Raw genomic sequence first — 12,538 nt, 5'->3', positions numbered from 1 at the left:
TGTTTTCCAGAGAAAATGCTAGCTAAAGCCATCCAGCCGAAGAAACAGAAGTTCTGCCACCGGTTCATCCATGGAGCTCCCTTGCATACTACGGTTCAGGAACGCCTCATCCGCCCGGCGCGCAACATTGCAGGCAGCGTACGTCTGCCCGGCGACAAGTCCATCAGCCATCGTTACGGCATGCTCGGCGCATTTGCCGAGGGCACCTCGCGCTTTACCAACTTTTCCTCGGGCGCGGACTGCGCCTCGACGCTGGCCTGCATGCAGGCGCTCGGAGCGAAGGTCGTCAAAACCGGCGAAAACTCGGTGGAAGTGACCGGCATTGGTGGTCGTGTAACGCCCTCCGCCGAGCCGCTCGATTGCGGCAACTCCGGCTCCACCATGCGCATGATGAGTGGCCTGCTGGCGGCCCAGGAAGGCACCTTTACGCTGATCGGCGACGAATCGCTCAGCCGCCGTCCCATGGAGCGCATCCGCAAGCCCCTGGAGGCGATGGGCGCCAAGCTCACCCTGACCGACGGCCATGCGCCGCTGACCATTGTGGGCGGCAACCTGAAGGCCATCGACTACACCACGCCGGTGCCCAGCGCCCAGGTAAAAAGCTGCGTCATGCTGGCCGGCCTGCAGACCGTCGGAACCACCACCGTACGCGAGGCCTTGCGTACACGCGACCACAGCGAACTGGCTCTGCGCGCCTTTGGCGCAACCGTGGAGCGCTCGCAGAATTCGGTCTCCGTCAGCGGTCCGCAGAAGCTACACGCCATTGATGCGGCGGTTCCCGGCGACATTTCGTCGGCCGCCTTCTTCCTGTGCGCCGCCGCCCTTTTTCCGGGCTCCAATCTGGTACTCGATTCGCTTGGTCTGAACCCGACCCGCGCCTCGCTGCTGGACGTGCTCACCTCGCTCGGCCTGAAGATCAACGTGCTGAACCTGGAAGAGAAGAACGCCGAACTGGTAGGCGTAGTGCAGGCTTCGGCTCCGGCCGAGGGCCTGGGCAGCACCGAAATCAGTGGCGCAGTCGCCGCCCAGATCATTGACGAACTGCCGGTACTGGCCGCCATCGCGCCCTTCACCCGCGGCGGCATTCGCATCCGCGACGCCAAGGAACTGCGCGTCAAGGAATCGGACCGGATCGCCCTCACGGTCAAAAATCTGCGTGCCATGGGCGCTCAGGTGGAGGAGTACGAGGACGGCATGGACGTACCCGGCGGCCAGACGCTGCACGGCGCCACCATTGACTCGGGCAGCGATCATCGCATCGCCATGGCCTTCAGCGTGGCGGCTCTGCGGGCCGAGGGTGAAACGCTGATTCAGGGCGCGGAGTCGGCCAACATCAGCTTCCCCGAATTCTTCGACCTGCTCGACAGAATCGCAGAACGGTAGAAAGCTGCTTCTAGCTTCTAGCTAATTATGTTATGCGAATCGAGGCTGTATCGACCTTTACTCAGGCCGGTACAGCCTTTTTCTTGCTAAAGCAAGACGCTTTGCGTCAGCCAATGTTCTGTCTACGGCACGGTTTTTTCTTGAACCTGTTTTGAAAGGTCCCGGTTTTACAGGCTGCGGGAAAACTCTTTCCCTGAGGGCATTGTGTCAGGGCATGACTTTAGTCGTGCCGTAATTACCGCAAAATAAATGAGGACTTTCGCCAATCCTCTTTGGTTCACTTTGCGGCCCGGATCAATCCGGGCCTTTCAAAACATCCCTTTGCCTGCAACAGAAAAACCCCGGCAGCGTTGGCCGGGGGTTTTTCTGGTTTTGGTTTAAATTACTTGGCAGCGGGAGCTTCCGCCTTGACCGCCTGCACACCCGGTACCAGCGGAGCCGCCTTCACCTGAGCGGTGGCGGCGTCCTCCATGTTGATGCCATAGTGCTTGAGCGTAGTGGCCAGCAACTGGTACAGGCCAGCGCGATCCTTAGCGTAAGAGGCATGGGCTGCAATCAGGTTGGCCTCGGCCGTGGCCAGATTACGCTGCTGCATAAGCACATTGGCCGTAGTCGAAGCGCCCAGATGCAGCTTCTTGATCTCAGCATCCAGACTCTGCTGATCGTAGTCGCGGGCGGCCTGCGCCGACTCTACCTGCGCACGGTCATTCGACAGAGCAAAACGGGCGTTTACCACCTGCATGCGTATCTGCGTGTAGAGCTGTTCCAGCCGCAGCTCGGCCTGACGATACTCCATCAGCGAACGTGCCTGCACCGACTGCGCCTCGCGGTTGCGCAGCGGAATGCTGATGTTGAAGCCGATCCCCTTGTCGGGAGCCGAATCGTTGAAGGTTCCCTTGAAGTCAGAGCCATAGCCCGAGGAAGCCTGCGCGCATTCGCTGGCCGTGTAATAACCGCTGCTGGCGCAATAGGGGTTGATCTTTCCCGCTACGCCCTGCCCCTGATAGTAGGCATTGACGTCGAAGGTGGGCAGCAAGGCATTGCGCGCGCCCTTCAGCGTGATTTCGTCATTACGCAGGGTCAGAATCGCCTGCTCCAGCTCGGGACGCTGCTGGAAGGCCGTCTGCACCAGATCCTCCAGCGGTTGATTCTCTTCTGGAATCGGCTCCAGGCTCACCCGGTCGGTGGGGATCACCGGCGCGGTCGACAGAGCTTGATCATTCAGATTGCGGGCGATGGCCTGCTTGATGATCTGCTGCTGATAGTTCAGCGAGCTCTGAGCGCTGATCAAAGCCTGCTTGTCGCTGGCCACGGTCGACTCGGCGTTGACCACATCCAGCGGAGCCATGGTGCCTATCTCCAACTGCTTCTTGTCGTCGTCCAGCAGCTTGCCGCTCTGCGCCAGAGCGCGTTCCTTGGACTGCACATCCTCATAGGCCTGCACCAGTCCCCAGTAGATCGATTCCACCTGGTTGACGGTGTACAGAATCTGCTGACGGAAGGAGCTGTCGGTAATGCGGCGGTTGTTCTGCGCCGTATAGATGAAGCGCTTGTTCACCCAGATGCCAGCTCCCTGCAGCAGGTGCTGGGTCACGGTCACCTTGAAGGTAGAAGACAGCTCGGGACTGAACAGATTCACGGCATTCGACGAAGAAGCATACTCGTTGTTGAAGGCCACCGCCAGGTTGGTACCAGTCACAAAACCCTGATTCAGCGTGAAGTTATACTGGTTGGTCGAGCTGGTGCCACCAGTATAAAAACTGGTGGAAGGCGCATGATCGCGATCGAAAGAGATGGCCGCCGTCGCGACGGGGTCCAGACTCTCCGGCGCGGGGCCAGCTCCGGCCGTGGTCAGGGTCAGACCACTGGAGCCTGAACCGGCTCCGCCCGAACCTACCGTGGTGCCGCCCGGACCGCCGCCCGTCGACGAGGTCGATGAAGCGCCGCCCAGCGTATTCGAAACAATGCCGGTGGAAACGCCCAATAACGTGGCGCCGGTCTTGGCGCGCAGAATGTCGGTGTCGGCAATGTCCAGATCATAGCGGGCAATGGCAATGTCGTAGTTGTTTTCGAGTGCCAGCGCCAGCGCATCTGAAAGGCTCAGATAGATCTTGCCGTCCCGCACCATATCGTTCAGGCGGACGGAGTTCACAAAGCTGGCCTTCTCAATGGAGGTCGGCGTAAAGCGCCGGATGGGATTACCGCGCCAGCCCACGAAAGGCCGCGAAAAATCCCGCTGCGTGGTGCGCAACGAAAACGGCTCGCTGGCCTGCGGCGCAGGCGCAACCGGCAGGTCGGAAGCCGCCTTGTCGGGGCCCGTGGTTCCAGCCGGACTCTGAGCGAAACCACCAGGCATACAAGATGAAGCGGTCAGCAAAATCGCGGCTACGGCGCGCAAACGCCCTCCGCTCTGCTTCCGCATCCGGGCCGGGCTCACCGTCCCGGACTCCTGCTCTGCCAACACACCTCTACGATCCAATTGCATGCTTTTCTCCACGAATGTTTCGGGCAAACAGGGTGCCACTCTTCCTGACGTCCGCCGGACTGATTAAGACGCATTGAGTTTCGAATTTACAGGATCACTTCCAGATCCGTCCGTTGGCTCACTCACCTATACGCGCCCACCAGGCTGCCGGTTCCCGATTCCAGGCAAATTCTGTTTTGGCCCATGCGGATCTACCCTGCGAATGCTTGAGTATATCCCAGCCGGGCACGGGTTCCAGCCAGGAGCTGGATCGTTTAACCTGAGGAACGGAACCATTCAATGACCGACCCGATTCAGAACGCCGCCGCTCAGCCTGAGTTTACCCCCACCGTCGCCCCTGGCCAGCAGAACTGGAAGCTTACCCTCAGCTACGACGGAACCGACTTCAAGGGCTGGCAGGTGCAGCCCGGCGAACGCACCGTACAGGGCGAACTGCAGGCCACTCTTGGCCGCATCGTAGGCGAAGCTCCTCTGCCTCAGGGCTCGGGTCGCACCGACGCCGGTGTGCACGCCCTCGCCCAGGTGGCCAGCTTCCCGCTCTCCACCCACATTCCCGCCTCCAACCTGCACCGGGCACTGAATGGGAAGCTCCCCCCGTCCATCCGCGTGATCGAAACCAAAATCGTACGCAACACATTCCATGCGCGCCACAGCTCGCAGGCCAAAACGTATGAGTACCGCATCTTTCGCGCCGCACTCTGCCCGCCGTTTCTGGCCCGCTACGTTTACGCCAGCCGCTGGCCCATGGACTTTGACGCCCTCCAGCAGGCCGCGCAGGCCTTCGTAGGCCAGCACGACTTTCTGAGCTTTGCCGCCAGCGATCCTGACCTGGGCACGCGTGAAAACCCCGGCAGCCAGATCAACGACGGCAAGCAGAAGAGCACCATCAAAACGATCTTCTCTTCCACCTGGAGCCAGGCCGAATCTTCCGACGGTCCGCTGCTGATTTATCGCGTGCGTGGTAACGGATTCCTGCACCACATGGTCCGCAATCTGGTTGGAACCATGCTGGAGATCGGTCGGGGCAAGTTCAAGACCGAAGACATACCGCGAATTCTGGCCGCCCGCAGCCGCTCGGCAGCCGGACCCACGGCCCCGGCCCGCGGGCTCTTCCTGCACTCGGTCGAGTACCGTCCCCAGGACGAAGCGCTAGAGTAGGACCAGCCCACGCTCCATCCGAGCTTGAAGCCTCTTCTGTCTCCCCTTTTTATGGACCAGAACTGGCTGCGGATCTTTCGCGGAAGCTGTGTGTCCTTGGAGCCAACCTTCATGGATGCAGAGGAAAAAACAACCGCCGATCCTTCGACTCCCTGCGCTCGCTCAGGAGAGCTGGCTGAAAAAAGGGTGGAGCACCCGAGCTGTAATAGTACTGATTTACCACCCTCCTAAAGGTCCTACCTCTCCACCTTCTCGGACACAATTTTCCCTCCCTAAAAACTATCTCCACAGTTTCCCTGCAAATACTCAGCAATAACTCCTGAGTTATTTTTCCATTCCCAACTCTCTCTTCCATGTGTTAATTTTTCGACAACTTACGCAGAGCTCCATTCCCCTCCCTCTGTATGGGGCGCTGCTCATGCACAAGACGGCGAACGTCCCCCATCCCGAGTCATGCACTCGCGCGATGGTCAGACCTTTGTGGCCTTGAAACACTGACCCACACGCAAAAGGAGATTCACATGTGTAGCTCTACCCTCCGCGGAATCCTGCTTCTGGCAGCTGCGGCCATCACCCCCGCCTATGCCACCACCGTCTACGTTGGCGGCTCGGGAACCAGCCATTACAGCACCATTCAGACCGCTGTGAATGCCCTGCCCTCCACCGGTGGAACCATTGAAGTGACCGCCGGTACGTACAAGGAGCAAGTCACCATCAGCAAGCCCGATGTGCGACTGATCGGCGAAGGCAGCAGCGCCGCCTCCACCATCCTCTATGACGATCTGTCTAGCTCGAACTCCACCGACGAGGCCTCTTCCACGCTCATCGTGACCACGGCCGCCACCAACTTCTTTATGGAAAACATCGAGGTGGAAAACACCAACACGACCGAAGGCAACACGCGTGTGCCGGCGCTGGCCATGTATGTGGTTGCTGACCGCGTGGTGATGCGCGATGTGCGCCTGATCGGCCGCCAGGACACGCTTTACCTGGGTAGCCAGGGCTGCAGCAGCACGACCTGCACTGCCAGCCGCCAGTACGTCTATGGATCCTACATTGAGGGCAATGTGGACTTCATCTTTGGCGACAGTGCGGCGGTCTTTTCCGACAGCACCATCATGATCGACGAAAACAGCAGCACCAGTGGCGAAACGACGATCACCGCGCAGCGGCGTCTGTTCACCAACTACCTGAGCGGCTTCGTCTTTCTGAATTGCACCGTTGAAGCAGCCTCATCGAGCCAGACCAACGACTATCTGGGCCGCCCCTGGAACAAGTATTCCAAGGTCATCTTCATCGACACCGCCATGACCGCGCCCATTGCCACGGCCGGCTGGATCGAGTGGTCCTCCAGCACGGCCTATCTGGACACTGCCGACTATGCCGAGTACGGCTCGACCGGCACCGGCGCCTCTGGCTACACCAGCAAGAAGCGCGAGTCGTATGCCGTCTACCTCACCTCCTCCGAGACTTCGCAGTACGCAGCCAACACCTTCCTGGCCGGCTCCGATAGCTGGGAACCGACCACGGTGGACTAATTTCATTTGGCCGGGGACGCACATCTCCGGCCAGACCGTCCGCATCCAGAGTCGACGCAGGGTATGTTCTCACGCCCCCGCGCTAAAATACGTCAATCCTGTTACTCTGGATGCGTCTTGATGAATCTGCAGAAGCGCACCGCAGCATTTGCACGCGTAACCGCGCTGGCCGCGCTCAGGCCAGTGCATGCGGCCTTTCAGTGGCTGCACCAGAACCCCAAAACCATGATGGACTGGCAGGCCGAAGTGACCTCCATTCCCGCGCCGCCCTTCGGCGAACAGGCCCGCTCCATATGGATGGCCGAGCGCTTTGCCGAGGCAAGTCTGGAGCGGATTGAAACCGACGCGGTGGGCAATGTGTACGGCTGGCTGCCCGCGCCCGCCCTGCCGCCCGAAAGCACGGGGCCAGTGGTGGTGCTGTCGGCACATCTGGACACTGTTTTCCCAGCCAGCACTCCGCTCAAGCCACAGCTGGAAGGCGATACACTGCGTGCTCCCGGCGTCTGCGACAACGGCGCGGGCGTTATTGGCATTCTGGCCATCGCCCACGCGCTCAAGCAGTCAGGAATCGCACTGGCCGCGCCGCTCATCTTCATGGGCAATGTGGGCGAAGAGGGCGAAGGCGATCTGCGTGGTGTGCGCTATCTCTACCAGAGCCATCCGCTGGCCGGACGCATTGCAGCGCACGTTATTCTGGATGGCGCAGGCACTGACACGGCCGTCACCCGCGCGCTCGGCAGCCGGCGTTTTCAGGTAACGATTCAGGGCCCCGGCGGCCACAGCTTTACCGATGCGGGCAATCCCAACCCCATTGCCACGCTCTCTTCGGCACTGGCACACTTTGCCGATACGCCCCTGCCCGCCGATCCCGTCACCACCATCAATCTGGGCACCATCCGGGGCGGCACCAGCGTGAACGCCATTCCCGAGTCGGTGCAAGCCTCGGTGGACATGCGCTCCACCAGTCCCGACCAACTGCTGCGGCTGGAAGTGGCGCTCTTCCGCGCCGTGGAGAACGCCGTGGGACAGACCAACCAGAAGGCCATGGCGATCAAGCGCAAGCCGCTCACCTTCCAGATTGCCCGCATCGGCGACCGTCCCGCCGCATTTCTGCCCGAAGGCTCTCCCCTGCTGGCCGCATTGCTGGCTGTGGACCGCCATCTGGGCCTGCGCAGCGAACAAAGGCTGGGTTCCACCGACGCCAACATTCCGCTTTCGCTCGGCATTCCGGCGCTTTCCATGGGCGCGGGCGGCGAAGGCGGCGGAGCCCACACGGTCAGCGAATGGTACTCCGACCGCGACCGCGAAACCGGCCTGAAACGCGTGTTGCTGCTTACGCTTTCCATGGTGGAATGGGCCGCCGAATTATAGAAAATTCAGAGTTGGTGTAGTGCGAGTCGATGCTTTCCAGTGCAGTTTTCCTCAAGAAAACTGCACCTGGCACCTTCTTCGCGCCCCCACGGAAACTCTGGATTTGCTATAAAACCAATCTGCCTGTAAAAAGAGAAAAACCCGCGCTGGAGTGAATCCAACGCGGGGCTTTTCTTTGGTTCTGAAATTTGCTCGCCGACTACTCCAGCATCTGCAGATCAAGCGGCGGATCGATCAGGCAGTCCATGGTACGGATCGCCTCCAGCGCGCGCCTGAGCGTGGAGCTCTTGCAGGGTTCCACCGTCACCACGAAGGGCAGCGCCTGCTCCGGGTAGCCAGCCTTCTGCACAATGGCGCGGATGTTGATCTTTTCCTTGGCCAGTGCGCCGGTAATTTCAGCCACGATGCCGGGACGATCGGCCACCTTGAAGCGGACATAGTGTGGCACTTCAAACTCCGCGTCCACCTGGGCCTTTTCCGCCGGAATCTGCACCCGCAGAGAACCGTGCGCCAGTGCCACCAGATCGCTGACCACGGCAACAGCCGTAGGATGGCCGCCCGCGCCATGGCCGCTGAAGACCACATCGCCACCATAACGGCCGTTGAGCACAACCATGTTCTCCGTGCCACGCGACCAGGCCAGCGGCGAACGACGATCCACCAGCATTGGGCCAACGGTGGCGGCAATCGTGCCGTTCTTCACCTGCGCCCGCGCCACCTGACGGATGGTACAGCCGAGATCAGCGGCATAGCTGAAGTCCACCGCTGAAACCGCGGTGATGGCCTGCGGCGCAATCTCTTCCGGGTTGATGATGACGCGCATCGCCAGCCGCATCAGAATGGCCAGCTTGGAGCGGGCGTCAAAGCCGCCCACGTCCTCCGTCGGATCAGCCTCGGCATAGCCCTTGGCCTGCGCATCGGCCAGCACCGGAGCGTAGTCCGCGCCCTTTTCCATGCTGCTCAGAATGAAGTTGCAGGTACCGTTCAAAATGCCCAGAATGCTCTGGATGCGGTCGCCAGCCAAGCCCTGCTCAATGCCGGGAATCACCGGAATGCCGCCGGCCACAGCCGCGCCAAACTTCAGCTGTCCACCCTTTTCAGCGGCCAGCTTTTCAAGCGACACGCCTTCCAGCGCGATCAGCTTCTTGTTGGCCGTCACCACGCTCTTGCCCGCATCAAGCGCCGTACGCACCCAGCGTCCGGCCGGATCAAGCCCGCCCATCAGCTCCACAATCACATCCACATCGTCGGCCCGGAGCACGGCGGCGGCGTCTTCTGTCCACTCCACGCTCTCCGGAATCCAGTCCACACGCTTGCGCGCCACGTTGCGGTTGTAAATACGCACCAGTTCCATTCCCGCAGGCTTGGCCTCAACCAGAATCCGGGCCACCGAGCTGCCCACGGTGCCAAAACCAAACAAGGCAATGCGCAGCGGACGATCGGGCTGCGAGATGGAGGCGGCGGAGGCGATCTTGGCGTCTGACACGGGACTATCCTTTGTTCGGAGGTTTGCGAAAAATAGAGAATCGATGGTGCGTTGTTACGATGATACCCGAAGCCGTTCCTGTAGCACCGCGCTACAGCGCACTTCCTGCGGCAGATACAGCAAAAGGGGCAACCCTCCGCTGAAGGTGGCCCCTTTTGTCGGAAGCGCAGCAATCGTTCTTGGCCCGGCTGCGCTGCATCGAGGCGCGTTTGCGCCATCCCGCGGCAGGATCGGGAACAGACAGGCACAGAATGCTATGTGCCTTTGCGCATCTGAAAATCCACCCACTGCCTTCGCCGTAATTGTAGCAATCCCTTCAAGGCTGCAAGGACCGCTTGCGCCGATCCGTCCTGCTTCGTGGTAAAGCACGGAATTCTTTGCGGAGAAGCACTTCTTCCGGAGCCAAAGGCCGCGCTCTGCCTTGATGGCAAATCACGCCTACACGATAAAGCCCAACAAAACTATCGATGCAAACCTTTTAGTATGAGCGCATTGCGATATGTTCTAAATGATATGTAAGTTTTACCGTCGAGAACAGTTTGACGGTTTCGCTTTGCTTTCGCTTTTTGCGCTATACTGCCGGTATGCATTCCCGCCGCGTATATATGCGCTTTGCCAGCCGTCTGGCGTGCTGGCACGACGAGTTTACCGATGAACACGAACACTACCAGAGCGCTCCAGCGCTGACAAGCTCTACACGTTATTATGCGCACCCCTATAGCATTTTCGGAATTGCTGTAGACCGAAAGCAGGATGCTAAGTGCCTTTTTCATCAAGAAAAAGGCACCTTGCAAGCCCCTTAAAAAGTCTATATGTATTCCGAAAATGCTCTAGCACATGTCCGTAGACAAGTGCCTATTGCGGCATGCAGTCGAAAACGGCGGCCAATACCGGAAACTTTTTCTCGTAGTTTGGCGAAACGATTGTTAAAAGGAGAGACCCATGACCGATGCAAGTGCAATCGAAGAATTGAAATCGTTAACTAAAAGGATGGACGAATTGAAAACCAAAGCAGTCGAAGAGTTGACTGCAAACATTGCAGAACTCGAATTCAAACTCACAGAAGCGAAGGCACAACTGGCAGAGATTAACGGCGAACCTACGACAACCAAGCGTGGTAAACGAACGAAAGTGGAAAAAACTGATTCGGTAGCAACCGAACCGGCAGCACTTGTTCCAGAAGCAGCACAGAACAAGTAGCATCGCTACCAGCGCAGTAAAAGCCCCGGCTTCGTGCCGAGGCTTTTACTACTAGAGTTTCTCTTCAGCACTACGACCTCCGATAATTCGTTTTCTGCGTGAATCGCTCTGTAAGTTACAAAAAATGCGCCGAAATCCAAGGATTCGGCGCATTTTTTGCGCAATTTCCGCGCAAGTTTTCTGTCATTTTAAATTCAACAGTTTACAGAAACACCCCTATTCCCACTCGATGGTGCCGGGGGGTTTGCTGGTGATGTCGTAGACTACGCGGTTGATGCCGCGCACTTCGTTGACGATGCGGCTGCTGATGCGCTTGAGCACCTCGTAGGGGATCGGCGACCAGTCAGCGGTCATGCCATCTTCCGAGTTCACGGCGCGCACCGCGCAGGTGTAGGCATAAGTGCGCTGGTCACCCATCACGCCCACGCTCATTACCGGCAACAGCACGGCAAAGCTCTGCCAAATCGACGAGTAGAGTCCGGCAGCCTTGATTTCAGCCACCACAATCTCATCGGCGTTCTGCAGCAGGGTTACGCGGTCGGACGTAACTTCGCCAAGGATGCGCACGGCCAAGCCCGGACCCGGAAAGGGTTGGCGGCCGAGCACGTCTTCCGGCATCTCCATGTCACGGCCAATGCGGCGCACTTCGTCCTTGAACAGATCGCGCAGAGGCTCAATCAGCTTGAGCTTCATGTGATCCGGCAAGCCGCCCACGTTATGGTGGCTCTTGATGGTCTGGCTGGGGCCCTTTACGCTCGACGATTCAATCACGTCGGGGTAAAGCGTACCCTGCACCAGCCAGTCCACGCCGCCGGTCTGCTTGGCGATGCGGTTGGCCTCATCATCAAACACGGCGATGAACTCCGCGCCAATGATTTTGCGCTTCTTCTCGGGATCCGTAACACCGGCCAGCTTCGACAGGAAGCGTTCGCTGGCGTCCACGGCCACAATGTTCAGGCCGAGTTTGTCGCGCAGATTGTCCTGCACGCTCTGGAACTCGTTCTTGCGCAGAACACCGTTGTTCACAAAGATGCAGGTGAGCTGCGTACCGATGGCCTTGTGCACCAGCATGGCGGCTACCGATGAATCCACGCCACCGGAGAGGCCGCAGATCACGTGGCCGTCGCCGACCTTCTGCCGGATCTGCTGCACGGAGCTCTCGATGAAGTGAGCCGGGGTCCAATCACCCGCTGCCTGGCAGACCTTGAAGACGAAGTTCTTGATCAGCTCAGAGCCAAGCGGGGTGTGATGCACTTCCGGGTGGAACTGCACGGCCCAGATGCGGCGCTGCTCGTTGGCAATGCCAGCCAGAGCGTTGTTGGTGACGGCAGTGCGATGGAAGCCCTCCGGCAGTGCGATGGCTTCGTCGCCATGGCTCATCCACACGGCAATGGTTTCCGGCAGGCCGGCAAACAGCTGCGTGGAGCGATCTTCGAGCGTGACTTCCGCGTGCCCGTACTCGCGCTTGGGAGCCGGACGAACCTTGCCGCCCAAATTGTGCACGATGAACTGCAGGCCGTAGCAAATGCCCAGCACGGGCAGGCCCAGTTCCAGCACCTTGGGGTCAGCGGCCGGGGCATCGGCGTCGTACACCGACGAGGGACCGCCCGACAAAACAATGCCGAGCGGGCTATAAGACTGAATCTCCGCCAGCGGAGCCGTACAGGGCAGAACGACCGAAAAGACGTTCTGTTCGCGGATGCGGCGGGCGATCAGCTGCGTGTATTGCGAACCGAAATCGAGGATGACAATGGTTTGTGTGGCCACATATTGAGTGTGTCAGGCCTGAGCCGGGCTGTAAAGCTGCTCCAGTGGTCAGCTAAGCTGGAAAAGTCCAGGGAGGAACAAGCAAAAACCACAAATCCACTTGGCCAAAGAGTTTGTCCGGGAATATACTCGCTTGCAAATTTCCATGGA

Annotated in this window: 9 protein-coding genes; 6 read left to right on the top strand and 3 right to left on the bottom strand. The window is 59.5% G+C overall.

From position 1 onward, the window contains the following. Positions 1-81 precede the first annotated feature (81 nt). Positions 82-1,383: a 3-phosphoshikimate 1-carboxyvinyltransferase gene (gene aroA, locus ACOBR2_RS07545; protein WP_420239413.1), complete on the top strand. Its 1,302-nt coding sequence runs from the start codon at positions 82-84 to the stop codon at positions 1,381-1,383. 382 nt (positions 1,384-1,765) lie between these two features. Here the strand turns inward: aroA and ACOBR2_RS07540 are convergent, their stop codons facing one another. After that, complete coding sequence (locus tag ACOBR2_RS07540; protein ID WP_420239412.1) at positions 1,766-3,868, bottom strand: TolC family protein; 2,103 nt, start codon at positions 3,866-3,868, stop codon at positions 1,766-1,768. A gap of 279 nt (positions 3,869-4,147) precedes the next feature. On the opposite strand from ACOBR2_RS07540, the gene truA reads away from it, so the two are divergent. The 3 genes from truA to ACOBR2_RS07525 all read left to right on the top strand — a co-directional run bounded on the left by truA (position 4,148) and on the right by ACOBR2_RS07525 (position 7,935). After that, positions 4,148-5,026: a tRNA pseudouridine(38-40) synthase TruA gene (gene truA / locus ACOBR2_RS07535; protein ID WP_420239411.1), complete on the top strand. Its 879-nt coding sequence runs from the start codon at positions 4,148-4,150 to the stop codon at positions 5,024-5,026. Positions 5,027-5,547: 521 nt separating this feature from the next. Next, on the top strand, positions 5,548-6,564 hold the full coding sequence (locus ACOBR2_RS07530) for a pectinesterase family protein (RefSeq protein WP_420239410.1): 1,017 nt from the start codon (positions 5,548-5,550) through the stop codon (positions 6,562-6,564). Between the two features lie 120 nt (positions 6,565-6,684). Next, positions 6,685-7,935, top strand: coding sequence for a M20/M25/M40 family metallo-hydrolase (locus tag ACOBR2_RS07525; protein ID WP_420239409.1), 1,251 nt, complete (start codon positions 6,685-6,687; stop codon positions 7,933-7,935). A 199-nt stretch (positions 7,936-8,134) separates the two neighbouring features. Here ACOBR2_RS07525 and ACOBR2_RS07520 read toward each other — a convergent pair whose 3' ends face one another. Further along, positions 8,135-9,421, bottom strand: a complete 1,287-nt coding sequence (locus ACOBR2_RS07520) for a homoserine dehydrogenase (protein ID WP_420239408.1) — start codon at positions 9,419-9,421, stop codon at positions 8,135-8,137. Between the two features lie 584 nt (positions 9,422-10,005). Between ACOBR2_RS07520 and ACOBR2_RS07515 the strand changes: the two genes are divergently transcribed. Both ACOBR2_RS07515 and ACOBR2_RS07510 read left to right on the top strand, forming a co-directional pair. Next, on the top strand, positions 10,006-10,224 hold the full coding sequence (locus ACOBR2_RS07515) for a hypothetical protein (RefSeq protein WP_420239407.1): 219 nt from the start codon (positions 10,006-10,008) through the stop codon (positions 10,222-10,224). 139 nt (positions 10,225-10,363) lie between these two features. Then, positions 10,364-10,621, top strand: coding sequence for a hypothetical protein (locus tag ACOBR2_RS07510; protein ID WP_420239406.1), 258 nt, complete (start codon positions 10,364-10,366; stop codon positions 10,619-10,621). Positions 10,622-10,837: 216 nt separating this feature from the next. Here ACOBR2_RS07510 and guaA read toward each other — a convergent pair whose 3' ends face one another. Next, a complete protein-coding gene (guaA, locus tag ACOBR2_RS07505; RefSeq protein ID WP_420239405.1) occupies positions 10,838-12,388 on the bottom strand; it encodes a glutamine-hydrolyzing GMP synthase in 1,551 nt (516 codons plus the stop codon). Positions 12,389-12,538: the final 150 nt, after the last annotated feature.

The sequence above is a fragment of the Telmatobacter bradus genome (genome assembly GCF_048629425.1).
Classification (GTDB): domain Bacteria; phylum Acidobacteriota; class Terriglobia; order Terriglobales; family Acidobacteriaceae; genus Telmatobacter; species Telmatobacter bradus.
This window is presented reverse-complemented; position numbering and strand designations above follow the sequence as displayed.